General features: G+C 61.8%; 21 protein-coding genes. 9 read left to right on the top strand and 12 right to left on the bottom strand.

Annotation, left to right across the window (positions count from 1 at the left end; translation table 11 throughout):
• Nucleotides 1-68: 68 nt before the first annotated feature.
• Entirely contained in the window at nucleotides 69-647 is a 579-nt protein-coding gene (gene nfuA / locus G5168_RS17325; RefSeq protein ID WP_005340636.1) for a Fe-S biogenesis protein NfuA, read from the top strand.
• A gap of 69 nt (nucleotides 648-716) precedes the next feature.
• Here the strand turns inward: nfuA and gpsA are convergent, their stop codons facing one another.
• Genes gpsA through G5168_RS17340 form a run of 3 tightly spaced genes read right to left on the bottom strand, consistent with a single transcriptional unit; the run spans nucleotide 717 to nucleotide 2,676 of the window.
• Entirely contained in the window at nucleotides 717-1,721 is a 1,005-nt protein-coding gene (gpsA, locus tag G5168_RS17330; protein ID WP_421252504.1) for an NAD(P)H-dependent glycerol-3-phosphate dehydrogenase, read from the bottom strand.
• A 2-nt stretch (nucleotides 1,722-1,723) separates the two neighbouring features.
• Nucleotides 1,724-2,194, bottom strand: coding sequence for a protein-export chaperone SecB (secB, locus tag G5168_RS17335; protein WP_005340639.1), 471 nt, complete (start codon nucleotides 2,192-2,194; stop codon nucleotides 1,724-1,726).
• A 50-nt stretch (nucleotides 2,195-2,244) separates the two neighbouring features.
• Complete coding sequence (locus G5168_RS17340; protein WP_005340640.1) at nucleotides 2,245-2,676, bottom strand: rhodanese-like domain-containing protein; 432 nt, start codon at nucleotides 2,674-2,676, stop codon at nucleotides 2,245-2,247.
• A 246-nt stretch (nucleotides 2,677-2,922) separates the two neighbouring features.
• On the opposite strand from G5168_RS17340, the gene gpmM reads away from it, so the two are divergent.
• Both gpmM and envC read left to right on the top strand, forming a co-directional pair.
• Complete coding sequence (gene gpmM / locus G5168_RS17345) at nucleotides 2,923-4,452, top strand: 2,3-bisphosphoglycerate-independent phosphoglycerate mutase (protein WP_421252505.1); 1,530 nt, start codon at nucleotides 2,923-2,925, stop codon at nucleotides 4,450-4,452.
• A 9-nt stretch (nucleotides 4,453-4,461) separates the two neighbouring features.
• The gene (gene envC, locus G5168_RS17350) at nucleotides 4,462-5,814 is read left to right on the top strand and encodes a murein hydrolase activator EnvC (protein ID WP_216952666.1); all 1,353 of its coding nucleotides are present in this window, start codon (nucleotides 4,462-4,464) and stop codon (nucleotides 5,812-5,814) included.
• Between the two features lie 129 nt (nucleotides 5,815-5,943).
• On the opposite strand, the gene G5168_RS17355 is transcribed toward envC, so the two are convergent.
• On the bottom strand, nucleotides 5,944-6,594 hold the full coding sequence (locus G5168_RS17355) for a Qnr family pentapeptide repeat protein (protein WP_005340643.1): 651 nt from the start codon (nucleotides 6,592-6,594) through the stop codon (nucleotides 5,944-5,946).
• Between the two features lie 89 nt (nucleotides 6,595-6,683).
• Here G5168_RS17355 and G5168_RS17360 point away from each other — a divergent pair, with 89 nt between their 5' ends.
• Complete coding sequence (locus G5168_RS17360) at nucleotides 6,684-7,691, top strand: substrate-binding domain-containing protein (protein ID WP_076493932.1); 1,008 nt, start codon at nucleotides 6,684-6,686, stop codon at nucleotides 7,689-7,691.
• A gap of 84 nt (nucleotides 7,692-7,775) precedes the next feature.
• Here G5168_RS17360 and G5168_RS17365 read toward each other — a convergent pair whose 3' ends face one another.
• Genes G5168_RS17365 through G5168_RS17375 form a run of 3 tightly spaced genes read right to left on the bottom strand, consistent with a single transcriptional unit; the run spans nucleotide 7,776 to nucleotide 10,729 of the window.
• The gene (locus G5168_RS17365) at nucleotides 7,776-8,417 is read right to left on the bottom strand and encodes a bifunctional 4-hydroxy-2-oxoglutarate aldolase/2-dehydro-3-deoxy-phosphogluconate aldolase (protein ID WP_005342660.1); all 642 of its coding nucleotides are present in this window, start codon (nucleotides 8,415-8,417) and stop codon (nucleotides 7,776-7,778) included.
• A 9-nt stretch (nucleotides 8,418-8,426) separates the two neighbouring features.
• Nucleotides 8,427-10,223, bottom strand: a complete 1,797-nt coding sequence (edd, locus tag G5168_RS17370) for a phosphogluconate dehydratase (RefSeq protein WP_421252506.1) — start codon at nucleotides 10,221-10,223, stop codon at nucleotides 8,427-8,429.
• Nucleotides 10,220-10,729, bottom strand: coding sequence for a gluconokinase (locus tag G5168_RS17375; RefSeq protein ID WP_005340649.1), 510 nt, complete (start codon nucleotides 10,727-10,729; stop codon nucleotides 10,220-10,222). Before G5168_RS17375 ends, edd begins: the two co-directional genes overlap by 4 nt.
• 245 nt (nucleotides 10,730-10,974) lie before the next feature.
• On the opposite strand from G5168_RS17375, the gene gntU reads away from it, so the two are divergent.
• From gntU to G5168_RS17395, 4 genes are all read left to right on the top strand, one after another.
• Complete coding sequence (gntU, locus tag G5168_RS17380; RefSeq protein WP_005355418.1) at nucleotides 10,975-12,315, top strand: gluconate transporter; 1,341 nt, start codon at nucleotides 10,975-10,977, stop codon at nucleotides 12,313-12,315.
• Between the two features lie 150 nt (nucleotides 12,316-12,465).
• Nucleotides 12,466-13,815 (top strand): CDP-diacylglycerol--serine O-phosphatidyltransferase, encoded by a 1,350-nt coding sequence (gene pssA, locus G5168_RS17385; RefSeq protein ID WP_005342654.1) that lies wholly within the window; start codon nucleotides 12,466-12,468, stop codon nucleotides 13,813-13,815.
• A 190-nt stretch (nucleotides 13,816-14,005) separates the two neighbouring features.
• Nucleotides 14,006-16,075, top strand: a complete 2,070-nt coding sequence (recG, locus tag G5168_RS17390) for an ATP-dependent DNA helicase RecG (RefSeq protein WP_421252507.1) — start codon at nucleotides 14,006-14,008, stop codon at nucleotides 16,073-16,075.
• 31 nt (nucleotides 16,076-16,106) lie between these two features.
• Complete coding sequence (locus tag G5168_RS17395; RefSeq protein ID WP_421172439.1) at nucleotides 16,107-18,200, top strand: AsmA-like C-terminal region-containing protein; 2,094 nt, start codon at nucleotides 16,107-16,109, stop codon at nucleotides 18,198-18,200.
• A 78-nt stretch (nucleotides 18,201-18,278) separates the two neighbouring features.
• On the opposite strand, the gene G5168_RS17400 is transcribed toward G5168_RS17395, so the two are convergent.
• The gene (locus G5168_RS17400; protein WP_139437785.1) at nucleotides 18,279-19,187 is read right to left on the bottom strand and encodes a bifunctional GNAT family N-acetyltransferase/hotdog fold thioesterase; all 909 of its coding nucleotides are present in this window, start codon (nucleotides 19,185-19,187) and stop codon (nucleotides 18,279-18,281) included.
• A gap of 51 nt (nucleotides 19,188-19,238) precedes the next feature.
• On the opposite strand from G5168_RS17400, the gene G5168_RS17405 reads away from it, so the two are divergent.
• Nucleotides 19,239-19,919, top strand: coding sequence for a spermidine synthase (locus G5168_RS17405; protein WP_162628440.1), 681 nt, complete (start codon nucleotides 19,239-19,241; stop codon nucleotides 19,917-19,919).
• Here the strand turns inward: G5168_RS17405 and dtd are convergent.
• The 4 genes from dtd to G5168_RS17425 all read right to left on the bottom strand — a co-directional run bounded on the left by dtd (nucleotide 19,908) and on the right by G5168_RS17425 (nucleotide 24,209).
• Entirely contained in the window at nucleotides 19,908-20,345 is a 438-nt protein-coding gene (dtd, locus tag G5168_RS17410; protein WP_227341589.1) for a D-aminoacyl-tRNA deacylase, read from the bottom strand. The genes G5168_RS17405 and dtd overlap by 12 nt on opposite strands.
• Before the next feature lie 92 nt (nucleotides 20,346-20,437).
• A complete protein-coding gene (locus G5168_RS17415; protein ID WP_005340664.1) occupies nucleotides 20,438-21,310 on the bottom strand; it encodes a virulence factor BrkB family protein in 873 nt (290 codons plus the stop codon).
• 176 nt (nucleotides 21,311-21,486) lie between these two features.
• The gene (locus G5168_RS17420; RefSeq protein WP_421231139.1) at nucleotides 21,487-22,728 is read right to left on the bottom strand and encodes a malic enzyme-like NAD(P)-binding protein; all 1,242 of its coding nucleotides are present in this window, start codon (nucleotides 22,726-22,728) and stop codon (nucleotides 21,487-21,489) included.
• A gap of 254 nt (nucleotides 22,729-22,982) precedes the next feature.
• Nucleotides 22,983-24,209, bottom strand: a complete 1,227-nt coding sequence (locus G5168_RS17425; protein WP_005355439.1) for an aromatic amino acid transporter — start codon at nucleotides 24,207-24,209, stop codon at nucleotides 22,983-22,985.
• Nucleotides 24,210-24,286: the final 77 nt, after the last annotated feature.

A 24,286-nucleotide genomic window follows, 5' to 3' on the forward strand; every position in this document is an offset into this window, starting at 1 on the left:
TACCCAAGCATTAATAACCGCGTTATCATGAATACCCTAGTCGTACACTCAGGTTTATGAGGATAGTGATGATCAGCATTTCCGACGCCGCCCAGGCCCATTTCCGTAAACTGCTGGAAAAACAGCCTGATGGCACCAATATCCGGGTGTTTGTGGTCAATCCGGGAACCCAGAATGCCGAGTGTGGCGTATCGTATTGCCCGCCCGATGCCGTGGACCCGGAAGATCAACACCTGCCCTTCAGCGGCTTCGACTGCATGGTCGATCCCCTGAGCGCCCCCTTCCTGGTGGATGCCACCATCGACTTCGTCACCGATCAGATGGGCTCCCAGCTCACCCTGAAAGCACCGAACGCCAAGATGCGTAAAGTGGCCGACGACGCGCCGCTAATCGAGCGCATCGAGTACGTGTTGATGTCCGAAGTGAACCCCATGCTGGCCGGTCACGGTGGCAAGGTCACCCTGGTCGAGCTGACTGAAGATAAACTGGCCATCCTGCAGTTTGGCGGTGGTTGCAACGGTTGCTCCATGGTCGATTACACCCTGAAAGAGGGGATCGAGAAGCAGCTGCTGGAGAAGTTCCCGGGTGAGCTCAACGGTGTGAAAGACGCCACCGAGCACCAGCGCGGCGACCACTCTTACTACTGATTTGCAGCCCTTGCAGCAAAGAAAAGGCCCCGCCAGATGGCGGGGCCTTTTGCATGGGCAATCGGCAGATTACTCGTCCTTCTTGTCTCGCGACAGCAGGGCGATGGCCGCCTCTTTCGGGTTCTTACCCTCGTAGAGCACCTTGAAGATCTGCTCGCAGATGGGCATCTCGACGCCGCAGCGGGCCGCCAGCAGATGCACCTCTTTGGTGTTGCGATACCCCTCCACCACCTGACCGATCTCGGTCATGGCGGTGTTCACATCCTTGCCAGCCCCGAGGGCCAGCCCGAAGCGACGGTTGCGCGACTGGTTGTCGGTACAGGTGAGCACCAGATCCCCGAGCCCCGCCATCCCCATAAAGGTTTTGGCATCGGCACCCAGCGCCGCACCCAGACGCTGCATCTCCACCAGACCCCGGGTGATGAGCGCGGTTCTGGCATTGGCGCCAAACCCGAGCCCGTCGGAGAGGCCGGCACCGATGGCGATGACGTTCTTCACCGCCCCACCCAGCTGCAGACCGACGAAATCCGGATTGGTATAGACCCGGAACGAGCGGCCACAGTGCAGCAGGTGGGAGAGATCGTCGGCGAACTCGTCGTGAGTCGAAGCGACCGAGATGGCGGTCGGCAGACCGGCAGCCAGCTCCTTGGCGAAGGTGGGGCCGGAGATCACCGCCAGCGGTATCTCGTCACCCAGCACTTCACGGGCCACGTCCTGCAGCAGACGGCCACTGTCCGGCTCCAGACCCTTGGTGGCCCAGGCGATACGGGTATCGGGGCGCAGGAAGGGTTTGATCCGGGTCAGCACATCGCCAAAGACATGGCTCGGCACGACCAGCAGCAGCACGGGGGCAGCTTGTACCGCACGTTGCAGATCCGCAGTCAGCTGCAGATCGGCGGGAAAAGGGACATCAGGCAAAAATTCCTTGTTGCAGCGGTCTTGTTCCAGCTCGGCGACATGAGCGGGGTCGTGACCCCACAGTAGGGTCGGATGACCATTGCGCGCCAGAGAAATGGCAAGGGCGGAGCCATAAGACCCCGCCCCCAAGACCGAGATAGCGATCTGGTCAGCCATTATCAGGCTTCCGCAGTCGCCTGCTGGGCCTGTGCTTGCGCCATGTGCTGGGCAAACAGGGCATCGAAGTTGACCGGTGCCAGGTTCAGCTGCGGGAAGGAGCCCTTGCTCACCATGTTGGCCACGGCTTCGCGGGCATACGGGAACAGGATGTTCGGGCAGAAGGCAGCCAGGCAGTGAGCCAGTTGCGGCTCCGGCAGGTTGCCGATGGTGAAGATACCGGCTTGCTGTACTTCGCAAAGGAAGGCGGTTTCGGTTTCCAGTTTGCAAGTCACGGTCAGGGTCAGGACAACCTCGTAGACGTTCTCAGCCAGGATGTTGGTCTTGGTATCCATATCCAGCTTGACGTCCGGCTGCCACTCTTTCTGGAAGATGTGCGGGGTGTTCGGCGCTTCGAAAGAGACATCCTTGGTGTAAACACGCTGGATGTGGAATTCCGGTTGTACTTCCTGGTTGTTGATCTCGTCAGCCATTTCGTTTGATTCCTTGTTATATGGATAAGTGGGCTCAGGCCCTGCTTAAATCAGCGTTTCTTGGTTACCGGCAGATTTTCTGCACGCCATTGGGCCATGCCACCGCCGAGCACATAAACCTGCTTGAAGCCAGCTTTGCTCAGCTGACGGCCCGCGCCGCCCGCAGTCATTCCCGACTCGCACACCACTATGATGGGGGCATCTTTATGCTTTTCAACCGGGCCCAGATTATTGCTCTGGATCTGGGTCAGCGGCAGGTGCTGGGCACCGGCCAGATGGCCCTTGGCGTACTCTTCCTGACTGCGAATATCCACCACGGTAGCATTCTCGCGGTTGATCAGCAGGGTCGCGGTGTGATTGTTGACGGTTTTTACCGGGGACAAACGGGCACGCACAGTGGTGTAAACCAGAGTGCCAGCCAGACCCAACCAGGCTGCGGTCAGCAGCGGGTTACGGGCCGCAAAATCCAAATACTCTTGCATCTTCTACTATCCAGGGACCAAGACAAGGGCCCGAGTATACATGGGGGTATTGATAAGATCAGCCATCTTGGCGGCAAAGCGCGAGCAGGCTCCCATCATCATTGGGCAGCGAGCATGGCAGGAAGGGCGTGGCTTGCGGGGCCGCGGGAGCGCCCCTTGGCTATCAGGTGACTATTTCGGCAGATGTAGTAATATTACGCTAGTTTCATTTCCCGCATTTTTTCCAATCCGAGAGGACATAGTCTTATGTCAACAGCTAAGAAACCTTTGGTTCTGGTCATCATGGACGGTTGGGGCTACAGCACCAAGCAAGAGCACAACGCCGTCGCTGCCGCCAAGACTCCCAACCTCGATCGTCTGGCCCGTGACTACACCAGCACCCTGATCTCCGGCTCCGGTCTGGATGTCGGTCTACCGGATGGCCAGATGGGCAACTCTGAGGTAGGCCACGTCAACATCGGTGCCGGTCGCATCGTCTATCAGGAGCTGACCCGCATCTCCAAAGACATCCAGGACGGTGAATTCTTCCAGAACGTCGAGCTGGCCAAGGCTGTTGACGCTGCCGTGACTAACGACAAAGCCGTTCACATCATGGGCCTGATGTCCCCGGGTGGCGTACACAGCCACGAAGAGCACATCATGGGCATGATCGAAATGGCGGCCAAGCGTGGCGCCGAGAAGATCTACCTGCACGCCTTCCTGGATGGCCGTGACGTTCCGCCGCGCTCCGCCCAGTCCTCCATCGAGCTGTTCGATGCCCTCTTCGCCAAGCTGGGCAAGGGTCGTTTCGCCTCCATGATCGGTCGTTACTTCGCCATGGACCGTGACAACCGCTGGGATCGCGTGCAGCAAGCCTATGACCTGATGACCCAGGGCAAGGGCGAGTTCACCGCCGAGAGCGCCACCGAAGCGCTGGCTGCCGCCTATGCCCGCGACGAGAACGACGAGTTCGTCAAAGCCACCCGCATCGGTGAAGCTGCACCGATGGAAGATGGTGATGCGCTGATTTTCATGAACTTCCGTGCCGACCGCGCCCGTGAAATCACCCGCGCCTTCGTTGACACCGACTTCACCGGCTTCGCTCGTGCAGTCGAGCCTAAGCTGAACTTCGTGATGCTGACCGAATACGCGGCCGACATCAAAACTGCCTGTGCCTACCCGCCGACCGCTCTGGTCAACACCTTGGGTGAGTGGCTGGCCAAGCAGGGCAAGACCCAGCTGCGCATCTCCGAAACCGAGAAGTATGCTCACGTCACCTTCTTCTTCAACGGTGGCGAGGAGTCCTGCTTCACCGGCGAAGATCGCGAGATCGTGGCCAGCCCGAAAGTGGCGACCTATGACCTGCAGCCTGAGATGAGCTCCGAAGAGCTGACCGACAAGCTGGTTGCGGCCATCAAGAGCGGCAAGTACGACGTCATCATCTGTAACTACCCGAATGGCGACATGGTTGGTCACACCGGTGTATTCGATGCTGCAGTCAAAGCGTGTGAAGCCGTTGACCACTGCATCGGTCGCGTCACCGACGCCTTGGCCGAAGTGGGTGGCGAGTGCCTGATCACTGCCGACCACGGCAACGCCGAGAAGATGCTGGACGAAGAGACTGGTCAGGCCCACACAGCCCACACCAATCTGCCGGTTCCGCTCATCTATTTCGGTCGCAAAGCCGAGGTGGTTGAAGGTGGCAAACTGTCCGATCTGGCCCCCACCATGCTGACCCTGATGGGTCTGCCGGTGCCGCCGGAAATGACTGGCAAGCCCCTGATGATTCTGAAATAATCCTTCCCCATGCGGGGATGCGAAGTTATTTCACAGAAAACCAGTCGCGTCGGCCTGTTGGCCGGCGCGCTGTTTTTTTGCCTGTCATTTGGCGCCAGCAAACCGGCTTTGGCCGCCAATCAGCAGCTGGGGACCATGCAGTCCCAGATCAAAGAGCAACAGAAGACCATCAAGCTCAGCAAGCAGGAGCTTGCCAAGCTCAATACCCAGCTCAAGGCTGACGAGCAGGCCATCTCGGCCGCCGCCGCCAAACTCAACCAGACCAGGCAGCAGTTGAAGCAGAACCAGCAGAAGCTGGCGACCCTGCAAAAGGACAAGCTGGCGCTGGAAGTTCAAGCCAAACATCAGAAGCAGTTGCTGGCCAAGCAGGCGGAAAGCGCCTTTCAGGCGGGCAACCACGACTACCTCAAACTGCTGCTCAATCAGCAGGATCCGGCCAAGCTGAGCCGCTCACTCGACTACTACGACTACCTCAACAAGGCCCGCATCGAGGCCATCGACGCCCTGCGAGCCACCCGTGACAAGCTGGCGAAAAACCAGCAGGCCACCAAAGAGACCGAAAGCAAGCTGCAAGCCCTGCTTGCCGAACAGCAGGAGCATCACCAGGCTCTGCTGGCCAGCCAGCAGAGCCGGGCCAAGGTGCGCAACCAGTTGCAGCAGTCGGTACAGGATGACGAGCAGAAGCTCTCCAAGCTGGTCAAGGCGGAGAAGGCGCTGAAAGCGCGGCTGGAGGAGCTGCGCCGCCAGCGGGAAGAGCAGGAACGGCGCGAACGGGCCGAACGGGAGCGGCTGGCCAAGCTGAAAGCGGAACAGGAGCGTCAGCGCAAGCTGGCCGAGCAGCGCCGCGCCGAGCAACAACGACTTGCCGCCCAGCAGAACAAAACCGTCAAACCGGCAGAACCGGTCGAAGAGATGTCCAGTACCAAACCGGAGCGAGGCTCTGGGATTGGGACCGCAGGTTACTACAGCGGGCTCAAGACCAATGGCAGCCTGCGCTGGCCGGTACAGGGGCCGATCCTCATCTCCTACGGTTCACCGCGCACCGCCCAGCTCAAGTGGAAAGGCACCCTGATCGGCGCCAGCGAAGGAACCCAGGTCAAGGCGGTCGCACCGGGACAAGTGGTTTACGCCGACTGGCTCGATGGCTTCGGTATGCTGCTGGTAATCGATCACGGCAAGGGCTATATGAGCCTCTACGGTCACAATCAGTCGCTGCTGCGTCAGGTGGGCCAGAATGTGGAACAGGGTGAACCTGTGGCACTGGTCGGTGACAGCGGCGGTCAGGACAGACCGGGCCTCTACTTCGAAATTCGCTATCAGGGCGAGGCGATCAACCCGACCAAATGGCTGGCCAAGGGTTGAGTTAACCCGGCCGACAAGCCATCACACGCTCACTAGCAAAAGTCTGCATCACGCAGGCTTTTGTCGTTTCAGGAGCGCCCCCCACTGTCGGCCCCATTTGATGAAAAATTACCTAATTTTTCGCTCGGCTCAGGGGAAGACAACCAGACCGATCTGCTCCAGCAAGGTCTGCTGCTGATCCTCGTTGATCTGCACCCCTTGCAGATCGACCCGCCGCAGATCCAGCCCCGGCAGATCGCACTGGCGCAGATCGCAGCCCTGCAGCTTGAAACTGGTCCAGTCAATCTGGCCAAACTCAGAGCCGCTAAGATCGGAACCCGCCAGCGAGGCACCAAACAGGTTGGCCCCCTGCCAACGGTTGCCGGTCAGCTCGCACTTCTCCAGCAGGCAACCCTCGAAGCTGGCGTAGCTGAAGTTGTTGCCGGTCAGATGGGCCTCGCAGAAGTAGCTTTTCGCGGTGATCTGGTTGGCGAAGCTGGCATGGCTGAAGTTGATACCGACCGCCTGACAGTCGCGCATCTCCAACCCCAGACACTGGCTGCGGCTGCAATCGGCCATGGTGAGATCGCAGCGCAGGAAGCTGGCCTCGCGCAGATCGCAACCCTGCAACAGGCAGCCCCGTTCACTCTCCCGATCGTAGAAGCTGCAGTCGATGAAGCGGCTATCGCTCAAATCCAGCCAGGAGAAGTTGCAGCCGATAAAGCGGCACTCCGAGAACTGCTCCCCCTCCACATCCTGTTGCTCGAACCGGACATCCACGAACTGCTTGCCTCTGATCATCGGAAAACTCCTGCAAAAACGGCTTCATATGCTGACTTTATCCGCCAAAAACGGTAATGTTACATGTAACATCCACGCTGGACACCCCTATGAGCCCCACCCGCAAGCGCCGCCCCACCCTGCAAGATATCGCCGACCAGACCGGCGTGACCAAGATGACTGTCAGCCGCTATCTGCGCGACCCGCAGACCGTAGCGGAGGGGACCCGCGAGCGGATCGCAGCTGTAGTGGAAGAGCTGGGTTATATCCCCAACCGGGCGCCGGATATTCTCTCCAACGCGACCAGCAAGGCGATCGGCATCCTGATCCCCTCCCTCTCCAACCAGGTCTTCTCGGCGGTGATCCATGGCATCGAGTCGGTGACCCGACCGGCCGGTTACCAGACCCTGCTGGCCCACTACGGCTACAGTCCGGAGCGGGAGGAGGAGCAAGTCGCGTCCCTGCTCTCCTATCACGTGGATGGGCTGATCCTCTCCGACAGCCAGCACACCGAACGCACCCGCAAGATGATCGCCACCGCCGGCATTCCGGTGGTGGAGACCATGGACCTGCCGCAAACCCCCATCGACATGGTGGTCGGCATGGATCATAGAGCCGCAGCCCGGGCCATGGTAACAGAGATGCTGCGCCGGGGCCGACGCAAGGTGGTCTATCTGGGGGCGCGGCTCGACGTGCGCACCCAGCTGCGGATGGAGGGTTACTATCAGGCGATGACCGACTTCGGCCTCACCGGCCAGCATCTGCTGACCGAACAATCCTCCAGCTTCACTCTGGGGGGCGAGCTGCTGGATCAGGCGCTGGTACGCTATCCCGACCTCGACGGCCTGTTCTGCACCAACGATGACCTGGCGGTGGGCGCCCTGCTGCAGTGTCAAGCCAAGTGGATCCCGGTGCCCCAGCAGATCGCCATCGCCGGTTGCAACGCCCTCGACATCGGCCACGCCATGACCCCCAAACTGGCCAGTATCGCCACCCCGCGGGAAGCGATCGGTCGGGAGGCGGCCACCATGCTGCTGGCGCGTCTCAACGGCCAATCCCAACCCGATACCCGCAAAGATATCGGCTTCTCCCTCTATGTCGGGGAGAGTCTGGGGTAATCCCTTCCCTCACCCACTTAAGTCACGCTGATAGCAAACAGGCCACCCGAGGGTGGCCTGTTTGGTTTTCTGCACAACTGAGGCTTAGCGTTTTACCAACTCAACCGCTTCGCGGGAGAGGCGGGTCACCTCTTCCCAGTTGCCGCTCTTGACCGCATCGGCCGGCAACATCCAGGAGCCGCCGACGGTGGCCACGCACTTGAGTGCCAGATAGTCGGCCACGTTTTTCGGGCCGATGCCGCCGGTCGGGCAGAACTTCACCTGGGGCAGCGGCGCGGCAATGGCGGAGAGCGCCTTGGTGCCGCCGTTCGCTTCGGCCGGGAAGAACTTCAGGTGGTCATAGCCCGCTTCCAGCGCCTGCATCACTTCAGACGGAGTCGCCACGCCCGGGATCAGCGGTGCAGTGCTCTTGGCCGCGTGGGCCAGCAGGGCCGGGGTCATCCCCGGGGAGATGACGAAGCGGGCACCGGCGGCGACGGCGGCATCAAACTGCTCGCAGTTGAGCACGGTACCGGCACCGACCATGGCATCCGGCATCGCCTTGGCGATGAGGGCGATGGCATCGAGCGCCACCGGGGTGCGCAGGGTAATTTCGAAGACGGAGATGCCGCCGTCCAGCAGCGCCTTGGCCATCGGCAAGGCCTGATCCAGCTCGTTGATCACCATCACGGGTACCAGCGGGGAGGCGGCAAACACCTCGGCCGGGGTCACTTTCCAGTTCTGCATAGCTCTTCCTTAGTCAAAGATGGTAGCGCCACACTCGGCGCTCGATACCGCGCGACGCATCACGCTGAACAGTTCACGGCCCCACCCCTCTTGTTCCAGAGTGAGGTCAATCTCGGCCTGGGTACGGCCACTCAAATCGGTCAGGCAATCGAGGCTGCCGTTTACCGCGTCAACCCGCAGCAGGTCGCCGTCAGCAAGCAGGCCGATGGCCCCGCCGTGCAGCGCTTCCGGGGTGACGTGGATGGCGGCCGGGATCTTGCCGGAGGCACCGGAGAGGCGGCCATCGGTGACCAGCGCCACCTTGTAACCCGCCTTCTGCAGGTTGCCGAGCACCGGCATCAGCTTGTGCAGCTCCGGCATGCCGTTGGCGGCCGGGCCATTGTGGCGCACCACGATCACGGCGTCCTGATTGAGATCGCCCGCCTTGTAGGCCGCTTCCACCGCATGCTGGGAGGAGAAGACCCGCGCCGGCGCTTCAATCACCCGATACTCGGGAGCCACAGCTGAGACCTTGACCACGGCACGACCCAGATTGCCCGCCAGCAGCTTGGTGCCGCCAGTGGCCTGGAACACGCTGCCGGAAGGTGAAAGCACGCTCGCATCGCCGCTCTCGCCCACCGGCTGCCATACCAGCTGGCCATCGACCAGTGCCGGGCGGCTGAGGTAATCCTGCATCTCGCCAAAGACCGGAGTGGCGTCCATGTGGATCAGCCCCTCTTGCGCCAGACGGCGCATCAGGCCGGGCACGCCGCCTGCCTGTTCGAAGGCGTTGACGTCGGCCGGGCCGTTCGGGTACATGCGAACCAGCAGCGGCACCACGTCGGAGAGATCGCTGATGTCATCCCAGGTCAGTACCAGACCGGCCGCGCGGGCCAGCGCCACCATGTGGATGCTGTGGTTGGTGCTGCCGCCAGAGGCGAGCAGGGCCACCAGACCGTTGACCAGCGAGCGCTCATCCAGCACCTCGCTCAGCGGGCGATAGGCCGGGGAACCCGGGATCATGGCGCTGATGCGGCGGGCCGCTTCAGCGGTCAGGGCGCGGCGCAGCTCGCTATGCGGGTGCACAAAGGCGGAGCCCGGCAGCATCAGGCCCATGGCCTCGAACACCAGCTGGTTGGTGTTGGCGGTGCCGTAGAAGGTGCAGGTGCCTGCCGCGTGGTAGGCGCCGCACTCCATCTCCAGCAGAGCATCGCGACCCACTTCACCGGCGGCGTACTTCTGACGCACCTTCACCTTCTCGTCGTTGCTGATGCCGCTCGCCATCGGGCCAGCAGGAACAAATGCAGTCGGCAGGTGGGCGTGGGAGAGGGCCCCCATGATCTGGCCCGGAGCGATCTTGTCGCAGATGCCGAGCAGCAGGGTGGCGTCGAAGGTGTTGTGAGAGAGCGACAGCGCGGTCGCCTGGGCGATCAGGTCGCGGGAGAAGAGGGACATGTCCATCCCCGGCTGCCCCTGGGTCACGCCATCGCACATGGCGGGCACGCCGCCGGCGACCTGAGCACTGTGGCCCAGTTCGGCCAGCGTGCCCTTGATGATATCCGGATAGCCCTGATAGGGCTGATGGGCACTCAGCATGTCGTTGTAGGCGGTGACGATACCGACGTTGGCACGGGTCATGTCGAGGATGCGACCCTTCTCGTCACTGCTGCAGGCGGCCACGGCGTGGGCCAGGTTGCCGCAGGCCAGTGCGGCGCGGGTCTTGCCTTGCTCGGCCTGACGCTGGATGCGGGCCATAAAGGCCTGACGGCGGGCGGCACTGCGCTCGCGGATGCGGGCAGTGACGTCGGAAATTACCTTATGAATCATTGGGCTTGCTCCAATGCTGTGACGGCGCGGTCAACCACCTGTTCGAAGGTGCCGTCTATATCAATGTGGAATACACCGGCTTCGCCATCCGGGCGCTCCAGGGTATCGAACTGACTTTGTACCATGCTTTCACGCATGAAGTGGCCCTTGCGGGCACGCATCCGCTCGAGGATCAGCGGCTGGCTGCCATCTAGGAAGATGAAGCTGACCGACTCGTTGCCTTCACGGATCTGGTCGCGGTACTTCTTTTTGAGGGCGGAACAGACAATGATGCCGGTCTCGTTCTTCTGCTCGAGACTGTAGGCGGCGTCGCGGATCCGCTCCAGCCAGGGGGCACGATCCTCATCGTTGAGGGGGTTGCCGCCAGCCATCTTCTGGATGTTGGCCTTGGGGTGCAGGTCATCACCATCTATGAACTTGGCGCCCAGCGCTTCGGCCACTTTCAGACCCACGCTGGATTTGCCGCTACCACACACACCCATCACGATAATGCACTTACCCGCCATAATTTGACCTCTGTCCCACTTTTCAAAAAACCAGCTGTTGATGGGTTCTAATCTAACACGTTACCGGTAACATGTTACCGGTAACGATTGAAAATGTGAAGTCTGCCACAGACTGAGCAAACCCATAGTCACCTGGGCATATGATGTTGAGCCCTTGCCATAAATCTAAATAAATCATAAAGATATGGTTTGCCGACGGATCGGCAAGGTGTCACGACTGAACTTGGAAAAAGGAACGCATAACAATGTCTGACCTCTCCCTGATCATGACAGCCGCCGGCTCGATTGTGCTGCTGCTCTTCCTGGTGATGAAGGCCCGGCTCCACGCCGTGGTAGCCCTGATCCTGGTCTCCATGGTGGCGGGTCTCGCCGCTGGCATGAACCCGGCCGACATCGCCAACACCATCCAGAAAGGGATGGGTGGCACCCTCGGTTTCGTCGCGGTAGTGGTGGCGCTGGGCGCCATGTTCGGCAAGGTGATGGAAGTGACCGGTGCCCTCGACCGGGTGGCTCACACCCTGCTCGGCAAGTTCGGCGTCAAGCGCGCCAACTGGGCCATGGCCCTGACCGGCTTTGTCTGCGCCCTGCCGCTCTTCTTTGACGTGGCCGTGGTGCTGCTGATCGGCGTCGCCTTCGCCATCGTCCGTCGTGGCGGTGGCAGCGTGGTTAAGATTGGTATCGCCCTGCTGGCCGGTATCGCGACTTGCCAGGCCTTCCTTATTCCGGCGCCGGGCCCGATCCTGGTGGCATCCCAGCTGGGTGCCGACTTCGGCTACATGATCCTGTTCGGCCTGATCGCCGCCGTACCGGCGCTGATCCTGGCTGGCCCGCTGTTCGGTGACTTCATCAGCAAGATCGTCGATGTACCGCTGCCTGCCGATGCCCAGAACAGCGTCCACGATGACAGCAAATCCCTGCCCTCCTTCGGGCTGGCCATGGGCCTCATCGGTCTGCCGCTGCTGCTGATCGGCCTCAAGACCATCGTCGGTCGTTTCGTCGAGGCGGGCTCCACCCTGCACAACTGGCTGGAGTTCATCGGTCACCCCTTCACCGCCATCATGGTCGCCTGTCTGGCCGCCTTCTATCTGCTGGGTATTCGCCGCGGCATGTCCCGTGACGAGGTGATGAGCGTCTGCAACAGCGCCATCCAGCCGGCAGGCGTCATCATTCTGGTGACCGGTGCCGGTGGCGTGTTCAAGCAGGTGCTGGTTGATTCCGGCGTGGGTGCCGCCCTTGGCAACATGCTGGCCGACTCCGGTCTGCCCATCGTCGCGCTGGCCTTCATTCTGGCCGCTGCGGTACGGGTGATTCAGGGCTCTGCCACCGTCGCCATGCTGACCGCCTGCGGTCTGGTGCTGCCGATGCTGGAGCCGCTCGGCCTGAACGGTGCCCAGCTGGCGGCCGTCACCATCGCCATCGGCGGCGGTGCCATCGTGCTCTCCCACGTCAACGACTCCGGTTTCTGGCTGGCCAACCGCTACCTCGGCCTGACCGAGAAGCAGACCCTGCAGACTTGGACCGTGATGGAAACCATCATCGGCACCACTGGCGGCGTGATGGCGATGATCATCTACAGCTTCCTCTGACAAGGGCGAAATGCTGACAAAAAGGCCTCACTCGTGAGGCCTTTTTCATCTTTCTGATGATTCTTTCTTTGGCTGAGAGGGCGAGATTGCTAGAATCGCCTATTCATCGCTCCGAGTGGAACGCTTAACCCCGTGATTTCAGGTTTATCTATGCATTCATCGGCCCATTATCGACAACTGCTGGCGCGCCTGCCCCAGATCGCCGTCGCAGCGGATCAGTTTGAAGTGCTCTACAGCGCCCAGGATTTCAAACGCCGCATTCTTGCGCTTATCGCCAGTGCCACCCGGCGCATCTATCTGGTCGCGCTCTATCTGCAGGATGACGAAGCAGGCCGGGAGATCCTCTCCGCCCTCTACGCCGCCAAGCAGCGCAATCCGGCCCTCGACATCAAGCTGTTCGTCGACTTCCACCGTGCCCAGCGCGGCCTGATCGGCAAAGGCAAGCAGGGCGGCAACCACCTGATGTATCAGGCCATGGCTGCCGAACACGAGCACCAGATCGAAATCTACGGCGTGCCGGTCAAAGGGCGCGAGCTGCTCGGCGTGCTCCACCTCAAGGGCTTCATCTTTGATGATGTGGTGCTCTACTCCGGTGCCAGCCTCAACGACATCTACCTGCACCAGCAGGATCGCTACCGCTTCGATCGCTATCACCAGATCACCAGCCCGGAGCTGGCCCGCAGCATGGTCAACTACGTGGATGATCTGTTCGTGAAGAGCGACGCGGTGCAGCGACTGGATCACAGCGACATCCCCAGCGCCAAACAGCTGAAAGGGCCGATCCGCCGCTTCAAGCAGAACCTGCGCCAGAGCCAGTACCGTTTCAGCACCATGCCGGTCAACACCCAGGAGGTGGCCGTCACCCCCATGGTGGGTCTGGGTAAGCGCAACAATCAGCTCAACTTGATGATCCGCAATCTGGTGCGCGCCACCGAGCGGGAGATCTTCATCTGCACCCCTTACTTCAACCCGCCCAAGGAGTTGAGCAAGGATATCGAGGATCTGCTGCAGCGCGGTTGCAAAGTGACCATCGTAGTGGGCGACAAGACCGCCAACGACTTCTTCATTCCGCCGGAAGAGAAGTTCTCCACCATCGGTGGCCTGCCCTATCTCTACGAAACCAACCTGCGCAAGTTTGCCGAGCGCAACCAGCGCCACATCGACGACGGTCGCCTCAACCTGATGCTCTGGTGTTGCGAGCGCAACTCCTACCATCTCAAGGGGATCTTCGTGGATGACGAGTGGGCCCTGCTCACCGGCAACAACCTCAACCCCCGCGCCTGGGCGCTGGATCTGGAGAATGGCCTGCTGGTGCACGATCGTCGCCACCTGCTGCGTCCCCAGTTCAACGCGGAGCGGGAGAACATCCTGACCAACACCAAGCGGATCAGCCACTTCGATCAGGTGGAGCAGATTCAGGACTACCCGGAACAGGTGCGCAAGCTGCTGGGACGGATCCACCGGGTCAAGGCCCACCTGCTGCTCAAACGCATCATCTGACCTTGGGCGCCATACGCCCGCACCTTGCCTGTTGGCAGCCGCACAAAGGCCTCCCGTTTTCGGCAGGCCTTTGTTATATCCGCCGTTTCCCCCGCCTTGACGGCCCAGCCAGCAGCAACTCGGCTTGCATCGGCCCCACAACAACCCCTATCATCTGGACATATTTACAGTGTTTTCGGGCATCTAATTGATGAAATTGGATAAAATTCCTCTCGATAGCCTCAAGGGTGTCGGCAGCAAGATGCTGGAGAAGCTCGAGCGGCTGGGGCTGGCCACGGTACAGGACCTGCTGTTCCACCTCCCCCTGCGCTACGAGGACCGCACCCAGGTGTGGCCCATCGGCGATCTGCCGCCCGGCCTTCACGGCGCAGTCGAGGGCGAAATCCAGGACACTCAGCTGGTGATGGGGCGCCGCCGCATGATGGTCTGTCGCATCAGCGATGGTACCGGCACCCTCACCCTGCGCTTCTTCAACTTCACCGCCGCCCAGAAAAACAGTCTGGCGACGGGCCGTCTGATCCGCTGCTTTGGCGAGGTGCGCCCCGGCAAATACGGGCTGGAGATGGCCCACCCCGAGTACAAGCTGCTCGGTGAGGAGCAAGCTGGTCAGACCGAAGAGGCGCTCACCCCCGTCTACCCGACTACCGAAGGGCTGCGCCAGCTCACCCTGCGCAATCTCACCGATCAGGCGCTGGCCCAGCTCGACCTCTACGGCGTGGAGGAGCTGCTGCCCGCCGGACTCTATCCCCATCAGATTGAACTGGCCGCCGCCCTGAAGCTGCTGCATCGCCCGCCTCCCTCGGTGGCGCTGCCGCTGCTGGAAAGCGGCCAACATCCGGCCCAGCAGCGACTGGTACTGGAGGAGCTGCTGGCGCACAACCTCTCGGTACTCAAGGTGCGTGCTCAGGCACAAACCCAGCTGGCTCGCGCTCTCAAACCGGCGCCCGAGCTGGTTGAACAACTGCTCGGCGCTCTGCCGTTCAAACCCACCGGCGCCCAGAGCAGGGTAGTAGCGGAGATAAGCAAGGATCTGCAACAGAGCCACCCCATGATGCGGCTGGTGCAGGGGGATGTGGGCTCCGGCAAGACCCTGGTCGCGGCGCTGGCTGCCCTGCAGGCTATCGGCAACGGCTGTCAGGTGGGCTTGATGGCGCCGACCGAGCTGCTGGCCGAACAACACACCATCAACTTCGCCAAGTGGCTGGAGCCGCTCGGCATCGGAGTCGGCTGGCTGGCGGGCAAACAGAAAGGCAAGACGCGGGAAGAGTCGCTGGCCGCCATCGCCGATGGTAGCGTCAAAATGGTGGTGGGCACCCACGCCATCTTTCAGGAGCAGGTGGTGTTCCAGCGTCTGGCGCTGGTCATCATCGATGAACAGCACAGATTCGGGGTGCATCAGCGCCTCGCCCTGCGCGAGAAAGGGGAGCGGGAAGGGGTGCATCCCCATCAGCTCATCATGACCGCTACCCCGATCCCCCGCACCCTGGCGATGACCGCCTATGCCGACCTCGACACCTCGGTCATCGACGAGCTGCCGCCGGGCCGAACCCCCATCACCACGGTCGCGCTGCCCAACAGCCGTCGCGGCGATGTGATCGAGCGGGTCAAGCTCGCCTGCACCGAGGGCAAGCAGGCTTACTGGGTCTGCACCCTGATCGAGGAGTCGGAGGTGCTGGAGTGTCAGGCCGCCGAGGATACCGCCGCCGAGCTGCAGAACCTGTTGCCCGGTCTGCATATCGGGCTGGTGCACGGCCGGATGCGGCCGGTGGAGAAACAGCGGGTGATGGAGGAGTTCAAGGCAGGCATACTGCAACTGCTGGTCGCCACCACCGTCATCGAGGTGGGGGTGGATGTGCCCAACGCCAGCCTGATGATCATCGAGAACCCGGAACGGCTCGGGCTGGCGCAGCTGCACCAGCTGCGCGGCCGGGTTGGCCGGGGGGCGGTGGCCTCTCACTGCGTGCTGCTCTATCATGCCCCCTTGTCCAAGACGGCCCAGAGCCGGCTCGGGGTGCTGCGGGAGACCAACGACGGCTTCCTCATCGCCCAGCGCGATCTGGAACTGCGCGGCCCGGGGGAACTGCTCGGCACCCGCCAGACAGGTCTGGCCGATCTCAAGATCGCTGATCTGGTGCGGGATCAGCCGCTTATTCCGCAGGTGCAAAAAATGGCGCGCTTCCTCATGGATAGGCACCCAAGCCATGTCGAACCCTTGATACGGCGCTGGCTCGGTCTGCGAGACCACTACTCAAACGCCTGACAACCAATCCCAAAACAGGAGGAAAGCACCCATGAATTCCTGGCTACGCGGCCTGCTCTACACCTTCGCCTTCCTGCTGCTATTTGTCTGGGTTGCCCTCGGCCTGTTCGACGCCGAGCGCGCCAAAGGCCCCATCACCAGCTGGATCAGCCAGCAGACCGGCGTGCCGGTCACCATAGGGCGACTGGTATTCAACCCACTTCACCCCTACACCCTGCTGGCAGAGCAGGTACGCTACGGCGATGCGGTCTCCCTCGACAAGATCTATCTGGAGATCGAGAGCATCGACTGGCTGAGCCGCGACGTGCGCATCGCCCATCTCGATCTCATTCGTCCCGCCATCAAGCTGCCGCTGCCCAACCAGCTGCCAAGCCTGCCGGTGCACTCCCTCACCATCAGTGACAGCACCATAGACCGGCTCAGTCTGGAGAGCCCCGAGCTGACCCTGCGCGGCCTCAATGCCACCCTGAGCGACTGGGAGCTGATCGATCCGAAACGGCAGCCACAGGCCAACCTGAGCCTCAATATCGGCCAGCTGGAGACCCCGCAATTCACCTTCGCCCGCCTCAACCTGCAAGGACGGCTGGAGGGTGAAGTGCTGCGTACCGACAAGCTGGTGACCAACCTGTTCGACGGTCTGCTGGAGACCGGCATGGTGCTGGACTGGCCCGCCCGCACCTTGCAACTGCACGACCTCAAGGCGCGCGGCCTGCGGGTCGAGCTGGGGGACCTGACACAACAAGGCTTCCCGCAGCGCTTCCCGTTGCAAAGCGTGTCGCTGGATCGCGGTCAGTTGGACGACGTCAGCCTCAACGACATCAATCAGGAGCTCTCCTTCAACAACTTCAGCGGCCAGCTCACCGCCTTCAACTGGCAGGCGGGCAACCAGCCCACCGGCTATCTGAGCGGCACCCTGGGGGACATGGGGCGCGGCCTGTTCCAGCTGGAGGAGATCAAGGGCAAGCTCGCCTTCTCGCCCCAGCAGATCGACGGCGAACTGCAGGGCAAGGCCTATGAAGGGGAGTTCAATGTCGAGCTCTCCCTCGATAGCCAGCAGCAGAAGCTGACCCTGAAAGACGTGGCGCTCAGCGGCATGGATATCAGCCTGCCGCAGGGTTGGTGGCAGGATTGGCAGAGCTGGCGCCCGCAGCAGGTGGATATCCGCAAGCTGGCGTTCGACAAGCTCAAGGTGCTCTCCTTCGACGATACCCTGCCCCTGTCGCTGACCGGCTGGCAGCTCTATCTGAGCGATCTCGCCCTGCGCGATAACCAACCCGGCCCGCTGCTCGGCCGCGCCCGTATCGAGAGCAAATGGTTCGAGCTGGTGTGGGATGGCCTCAGCGCCCGTAACGGCGAGCTGGATGGGGAGCTGACCCCCAGCTCCTGGCAACTGGGCAAACTCACCAGCTCGCTGCCGGATGAGGGCACCTTCAGCCTGAGTGGCCAGTGGGGCCGCGAGCCGGGCCAGAGCAGCCGCCTGCAACTGCAGGCGACCAAGCTGGACCTGGTGCAGTGGGGCAAGATATTCCACTCCCCGGTCTCCTTTGCCGGCAAGGCGGACGTGAGCGCCGATCTGCAAGCCGAACATGGCAAAACGGCGGGCGAGTGGCGCCAGAGCCTGCAGGGGAGCTTTGCCCTCGATGCCGACGAGCCGTTCTGGGACAAGGTAAAGATAGATCCGCTGCTGGATGAGTGGTTCAAGGGCGCGACCCCGCCCACCCTGACGCCGGAACAGCTGTGGCAGGCGATGCAGGAGGGTGACACCCCCTTCTACCGCATCAAGCTGCAGGGCAAGATCGACAAGGGGCAACTACAAGTCGAGCAGGCTGGCGCCTCCACCATCACCCATCTGCTGGCGCTGCAAGGGGGGATCGATCTGGTCAACGAGCAGTGGCAGCTGGATCTGGGGATCCTCAACGGCAACCGCTGCGCCGAGCTGCTCGGCCAGTGGCGCGGGCCGTTGACGGAACCCACGCTGGCCTGGAGCTTCCCTCAGAAGCAGGACGCCTGCGGCTGGGAAGTGGGAGTACGCTATCCTCCGCAAGGCAACAGTGCCCCGCTCTGGCGACCGGCTCCCGCGCCGAAAGCCCAAAACCAGGCCCAAGTGCAGACCCAAGCCGGGTAGACAAGCGACAGCCAGCAAGGGTAAAAACAGACAAGGCCTCATGATGAGGCCTTGTTGTTTGATGGGGAAACGACGCGGTTACTGGCCCGGACGGCGGGGCGGCTGCACCACGTAGTGGCCGCAGAACTCAGCCGCCAGCTTGCTGCCGCTGAACAGCTGGATCTTGAGGCTGAAGGTGGCAGGCTCCCCCCGTTTGAGCGGCTGCAGCACGGCGGGCATCCCCTCGCGGGCCACCCGCGCCTCGGGCTCCTCATCGACCGGGCCATGATATTTGATGGAGCTCTCGGCCAGCACCGGCTCGCCCACCAGCCCCTCCTCTTTAAGCTGCAGCCAGATCAGCCCCCAGCCCGCCAGCACGCACTGGCTGTAGACACTGCCGGCAAACATGCTGCCATGCACGTTGAAGTTGGCCGCCAGATTGGCCTTGAGGTGGAAAGTCTGGCCATCGTAGTGGCTGATGTGCATCCCCATCTTCTCGCTGATGGGCACCCCGCGCGACCAGCGGGTGGTGAGATCCTGACACCACTCCGGCCGATACTGGATGGTCTGCAACGGGCTCAGGGATTTGATCATCTGGCGATGGGGAATCCGGCCAAAGGAGACGGGGCCGCCCCCCACTTCGAGAAAGCCGCACTTGCGATAGAACTCCACTGCCTCCTGACGGGCGTTCATCACCAGCCGTTTCACCTTCTCGCTGCGAGCCAGCTCCTCGAGATCCTCCACCATTTTGGCGCCCAGCCCCTGGCCGCGATATTCGGGACGCAGCGCCATAAAGCGGATCTGCGCCTCGTCACCGCCGATAAAGAGGCGGCCCACAGCGATGGGAGTACCATCGGGAGCCAGCATCAGCCGGTGAATGGCGACCGTATCGTATTCGTCCCGCTCGGAACCGACCGGCAGATTGAAGGGTTTACGCAGAAGTTCCCAGCGCAACTGGTAGTAGGCATCCAGCTCGGCGACTGTCTGAGGGGTGACTACCCGGTACATAGTTTCATCCTTGAGTTACACTGGTCGGAAACCATCTTGCCGTGCAAATTCATGGACTTCAATCTGCAAGCGTACCAAGCCGATCACTTGTTGCACCTCAGCGTCAAACCCCAGCGCCGCCTCACGGTACAGGAAAATGACCAGCACCGCTGGCTGGAGATAGATGGCGTGGTGCAATCCGCCATGTCGCTCGCCGACCCCGCGACCCTCTGTCTGCCCCATCAGCGGGTCATCGCCTGCCTGCTACCGGAGCGGGCTGAGCAAATCCTCGAACTGGGGCTGGGTGGCGGCGATCTCACCCGCCATCTGAGTCAGCGCTGGCCCGATGCTCGCCACGAGTGCGTTGACCTCGACGAAGAGGTGCTGACCGTTTATCAGCAGTTTTTCCAGCATCAGGCGCACGATGGGCAAGCCGTTCCGACACTCCATCAGGCCGATGCCCTCGCCTTTCTCGAGCAGAGCGAGCAGCAGTACGACCTCATCCTGCTCGATCTCTTCAGTCAGGATGGCAACCCGCTGCTGCTGTTTCAGGAGCGGCTCTACCGGGCGCTGGCTCCCCGCCTCTGCGGCACCCTGGTGATCAACCTGCTGCCGCGAACAGAACTGGAGCTAACCCACGCCCTGACACTGATAGAACAGTGGATTGGCCCCGCTACCCCCTATCCGGTTGCGGGGCTTATCAACGTGATCGTCCACGTCACACCGCGGGACGAGACATCCTCAGACCTGTAGCCAGAAGGTAACCGGGCCGTCGTTGACCAGCGCCACCTTCATGTCGGCGGCAAAACGCCCGGTTGCGGTCGGGATGCCGCTGGCAGCAGCCTTCGCCACGAAGTAGTCATAGAGGTGTTCGGCCTCGCTCGGGTGGGCACCGCAGGAGAAGCTGGGGCGCATCCCGCTCTTGGTATCGGCCGCCAGGGTAAACTGGGAGACCACCAGCAGGCTGCCGCCGACCTGACCGACATTGAGGTTCATCTTGCCATTCTCGTCACTGAAGACCCGATAGCCGCTCACCTTGTGCAGCAGTTTGTCGGCCTTGGCCTCGTCATCCCCCTGCTCTACTCCGAGCAGTACCAGCAATCCCTGACCGATGGCGCCGGTCACCTCCCCCTCAACAGTCACGCTGGCCTCGCTGACCCGCTGAATCAGTGCAATCACATCCCTCTCCTCTCAAAACAGAACGACCGCCCCGGCTCGATTGCAGGGGCGGTCGTCGATGCTACCAATAAACCGGTGGCCAAGGCGATGGCTTAGCCAAGCTCCTCGCTCGCCGGCTTCTCGTACTCACCGAGGCAGGCTGTGGTCTCCGCACCGAGCAGCACCACCAGCCAACTTAAATAGACCCAGACAAACAGAATCGGGATGGTGGCCAGCGCACCGTAGATGGCCTGATAGGAGGGGAAGTTGGTGATATAGATGGCAAAGCCGCGCTTGGCCAGCTCGAACAGGGTCGCCGCTACCAGCGCACCGATAAAGGCGTGGATCAGCCGCACCTTGCAGTTCGGCACCACGGTATAGACCAGCAGGAAGGTGAGCACCGAGAAGAGGAACGGCAAACCGCGCAACAGCAGATAACCGATGCCGAACAGGCTCTCGGCGCCAAACAGCCGCAGCGAGAAGATATAGGAGGAGATGGCGATACTGGCCCCGATAAGCACAGGCCCCAGGGTCAGGATCATCCAGTACATGGCAAAGGCCTGCGCCAGCGGGCGGCCCTGGGTCGAGCGCCAGATGTAGTTGAGGTTCTTGTCGATGGCGGAGATCAGCATCAACGCCACCACCACCAGCGCCCCAATCCCCACAGCAGTGGTGTTGGTGGCATTGGCGACGAAGCCGTCGATGTACTCCTTGAGCATATCGCCCGCGGTCGGCACGAAGTTGTGGTAGACGAACTGCTCCATCGCCTGCTTGAGGCTCTGGAACACCGGGAAGGCGGACATCATGCCAAAGACCACGGCGATCATCGGCACCAGTGAAAGCAGGGTGACATAGGCCAGATAACCGGCGGTAACCGTCAATCTGTCCTGCTGGAAACGGCCCCAGACAAACTGGGCAAAGTGGCGACCATCATGGCGCAAGAAGGAGAGGGCGTGGGCCAAACGGCCGCTGACAGGCTGCTGCATCTTGATTCTCGTTAGCGTCATAGTGGCAATATTGTGTCAGAGGAGAGCGCTGTTTGACCACCTTTGAACCCGATTTGCCTCCATATGCCCCAACCTGTTACCCGGGTTACGCCTCCGACTGTCGCCAGAAGCAGAGATAAAAACGGCCCCGCTATGGGGCCGTTTGCAACGCTGGATTACAGCATGTAGTCCGCAGGTAGCTCGATGCGGGCGACGCCGGAGGCCACCGCCGCCAGCGCCACGGCGCGGGCTACGCGCGGCAGCAGACGGGCATCCATCGGCTTGGGAATGACGTAATCCTTGCCGAAGGCAAGCTCGCTCACCCCGGCGGCGGTCAGCACCTCGGCTGGCACCAGCTCCTTGGCCAGCGCGCGGATCGCTTCGACCGCAGCAATCTTCATGGCATCGTTGATGCGGCTGGCACGGGCGTCGAGGGCTCCGCGGAAGATGAAGGGGAAGCAGAGCACGTTATTGATCTGGTTCGGGTAGTCGGAGCGGCCGGTACCCATGATGAGGTCGCTGCGTACGGCGTGGGCCAGCGCAGGCTTGATCTCCGGGTCCGGGTTGGAGCAGGCGAAGATCACCGGGTTGGGCGCCATCAGTGCGACCGCTTCGGCGGGCAACACGTCGGGGCCTGAAACACCGACAAACACATCTGCCCCTTCGATAACATCCATCAGGGTGCGCAGCGGGGTCTCGTTGGCGAAGCGCTGCTTGTACTTGTTGAGATCGCTGCGGCCGGTATGGATGACACCCTGACGATCCAGCATGAAGATGTTGTGCGCCCTGGCGCCGCACTTGATCAGCAGGTCCATGCAGGCGGTGGCGGCAGCCCCCGCCCCCATGCAGACGATGCGGCTGTCACTGATCTGCTTGCCCTGCACTTCCAGCGCGTTGAGCAGCCCGGCGGCGGTGACGATGGCGGTACCATGCTGATCATCGTGGAACACCGGAATGTCGCAGCGCGCGATCAGCGCCTCTTCAATCTCGAAACACTCCGGCGCCTTGATATCTTCCAGATTGATGCCACCGAAGGTATCGGCGATAGCCGCCACCGTGTCGATAAACTGCTGGCTGGTCTCGTGCTTCACCTCGATGTCAATGGCGTCGATACCGGCGAAGCGCTTGAACAGCAGGGCCTTGCCCTCCATCACCGGCTTGGAGGCCAGCGGCCCCAGATTACCCAGACCCAGAATGGCGGTGCCGTTGGAGATGACGGCCACCAGATTGCCCTTGCCGGTATAGCGGTAGGCATCGGCCGGGTTGGCGGCGATCTCGCGCACCGGCTCGGCAACCCCCGGGCTGTAGGCCAGCGCCAGATCGCGGGCGGTTTCGGCAGGCTTGGTCAGGGCGATGGCAATTTTGCCCGGTACGGGCAGGGCGTGGTAATCGAGTGCTTCTTGACGCAGATCGGACATGGGGGACCCCGATGTGGTTGGTGCAAATGAGGTGCCGACAGGGGGCACGCAGAAGGGCGGGGATCATAAAAGAAAGCGGTGGGCATGCCCAGCAGATCATGCTGCCATCAGCCAGATCAGACCAGTTATTTCAGCACCTTACCCCACCCGCGCATACCACTTTAGTTATAGATTCTGCCGCATGGGATGAAAATGGAGCAAAAAGGGCGGCAAGTTGGCCTTGCCGCCCTTTCTGTCAGAACTGTAGACCTGACTCAGTTGCCCAGATAGACCGGCAACAGATTTGCCATCGACAGGAAGTGGAACAGCGCGGTCGCCAATCCGAACAGGATCAGCAGCCAGGCCATCAGCTTGCCGCCGGGGGTGACGAAATGGGGAGTCACTTCGCCCCGCTCGGCCCGCGCCCGGGTGCGCAGCACCAGCAGTGCCGGGATGATGCAGGTCCAGATGGTGGCGGCGGCACCGGCATAGCCGATGGCCAGCAGGAAGCCGAACGGGAAGAGCAGGGAGAGCACCAACGGCGGCAGGAAGGTGACCGCCCAGGTCTTGCAGCGACCGGCGCGGCTGTTGTCGAACTTGAACAGATCAGCCAGATAGTCGAACACCCCGAGCCCCACCCCGATAAAGGAGGAGAGAATGGCCGCCATGGAGAAGCCGTTGATGGCGCTGGCCACCTTCTCCGATTCGATCACCCCTGAAAGCGCGGAGAGCAGCACACTCACGTCACCCCCCTTGGCAATCACGGGGGCAAAATCCTGACGGGGCAGGTTGCCGAAAATCCCCAGCAGCCAGAGCACGTAGAGCGCCAGCGCGATCAGGGTTCCCCCCAGAATGGCCCATCTGGCCTGCTGCTCGTTCTGGTAATAGGCACGCAGGGAGGCAACCGAGTGGTGATAGCCGAACGAGGTGAGCGCCACCGGCAGCATCGCCATGGCATAGGGGGCGTAGCGACTCTCGCTGCCCGCCAGGTCGAGCAGGGTCGGCAGCTTGATACTGCCGAGCAGACCGGCCACACCGAGGGCGAAACTGAGGATCATGAAGGCGATCAGAACCACCGAAATACGGTCAACGGCGCGAGTCGAGTGCCACACCACCGCAGAGAAGAGCGCCACGAACAGCACGGATGCAAGCTTGCTGTCGATCCCCAGTATCCCCTGCAGGATGGCACCGGAGGAGGTGATATAGGCGTAGAGCAGAATGCCGCCAACAAAGTAGACCGAGAGGTTGTTGAGGAGATTGAGCTTCTCCCCCAGCAGCTCGCGAGTCACGGTATTGAAGGAGACCCGCATATCGTGGTGCTGGAAGGATTCCAGCAACATCCAGCCGGAGAGGGTCATCATCACCATGGTGACGGTCAGCGCCAGCACCGACCAGAGGGTCCAGGCCCCCGCCCCCGAACTCGGCAGACCGAGCATGCCGGCTCCCACGCAGACGCTGGCAATGATGCAGGCGCCCCCCAAAATTGACGGTTTTTTCTTCATAATCCCTTCTTTTTCTGACTGATTATCTATCCGCGGTAAACAAGACCGCGGCATGATGCCAGCCTTTGCCATGAGAC

This window comes from Aeromonas sp. 600724 (genome assembly GCF_049175135.1).
Taxonomy (GTDB): Bacteria; Pseudomonadota; Gammaproteobacteria; order Enterobacterales; family Aeromonadaceae; genus Aeromonas; species Aeromonas veronii_A.

What these genes read in the sequence shown, in the direction of transcription:
- G5168_RS17405 (WP_162628440.1), top strand. Translation starts at nt 19,239, where the DNA reads ATGGACTTCAATCTGCAAGCGTACCAAGCCGATCACTTGTTGCACCTC.
- secB (WP_005340639.1), bottom strand. Translation starts at nt 2,194, where the DNA reads ATGGCTGACGAGATCAACAACCAGGAAGTACAACCGGAATTCCACATC.
- G5168_RS17360 (WP_076493932.1), top strand. Translation starts at nt 6,684, where the DNA reads ATGAGCCCCACCCGCAAGCGCCGCCCCACCCTGCAAGATATCGCCGAC.
- pssA (WP_005342654.1), top strand. Translation starts at nt 12,466, where the DNA reads ATGCATTCATCGGCCCATTATCGACAACTGCTGGCGCGCCTGCCCCAG.
- G5168_RS17375 (WP_005340649.1), bottom strand. Translation starts at nt 10,729, where the DNA reads ATGGCGGGTAAGTGCATTATCGTGATGGGTGTGTGTGGTAGCGGCAAA.
- G5168_RS17415 (WP_005340664.1), bottom strand. Translation starts at nt 21,310, where the DNA reads ATGCAGCAGCCTGTCAGCGGCCGTTTGGCCCACGCCCTCTCCTTCTTG.
- gpmM (WP_421252505.1), top strand. Translation starts at nt 2,923, where the DNA reads ATGTCAACAGCTAAGAAACCTTTGGTTCTGGTCATCATGGACGGTTGG.
- G5168_RS17395 (WP_421172439.1), top strand. Translation starts at nt 16,107, where the DNA reads ATGAATTCCTGGCTACGCGGCCTGCTCTACACCTTCGCCTTCCTGCTG.
- G5168_RS17400 (WP_139437785.1), bottom strand. Translation starts at nt 19,187, where the DNA reads ATGTACCGGGTAGTCACCCCTCAGACAGTCGCCGAGCTGGATGCCTAC.
- nfuA (WP_005340636.1), top strand. Translation starts at nt 69, where the DNA reads ATGATCAGCATTTCCGACGCCGCCCAGGCCCATTTCCGTAAACTGCTG.
- recG (WP_421252507.1), top strand. Translation starts at nt 14,006, where the DNA reads ATGAAATTGGATAAAATTCCTCTCGATAGCCTCAAGGGTGTCGGCAGC.
- G5168_RS17355 (WP_005340643.1), bottom strand. Translation starts at nt 6,594, where the DNA reads ATGATCAGAGGCAAGCAGTTCGTGGATGTCCGGTTCGAGCAACAGGAT.
- G5168_RS17365 (WP_005342660.1), bottom strand. Translation starts at nt 8,417, where the DNA reads ATGCAGAACTGGAAAGTGACCCCGGCCGAGGTGTTTGCCGCCTCCCCG.
- edd (WP_421252506.1), bottom strand. Translation starts at nt 10,223, where the DNA reads ATGATTCATAAGGTAATTTCCGACGTCACTGCCCGCATCCGCGAGCGC.
- G5168_RS17340 (WP_005340640.1), bottom strand. Translation starts at nt 2,676, where the DNA reads ATGCAAGAGTATTTGGATTTTGCGGCCCGTAACCCGCTGCTGACCGCA.
- G5168_RS17425 (WP_005355439.1), bottom strand. Translation starts at nt 24,209, where the DNA reads ATGAAGAAAAAACCGTCAATTTTGGGGGGCGCCTGCATCATTGCCAGC.
- gpsA (WP_421252504.1), bottom strand. Translation starts at nt 1,721, where the DNA reads ATGGCTGACCAGATCGCTATCTCGGTCTTGGGGGCGGGGTCTTATGGC.
- envC (WP_216952666.1), top strand. Translation starts at nt 4,462, where the DNA reads ATGCGGGGATGCGAAGTTATTTCACAGAAAACCAGTCGCGTCGGCCTG.
- G5168_RS17420 (WP_421231139.1), bottom strand. Translation starts at nt 22,728, where the DNA reads ATGTCCGATCTGCGTCAAGAAGCACTCGATTACCACGCCCTGCCCGTA.
- gntU (WP_005355418.1), top strand. Translation starts at nt 10,975, where the DNA reads ATGTCTGACCTCTCCCTGATCATGACAGCCGCCGGCTCGATTGTGCTG.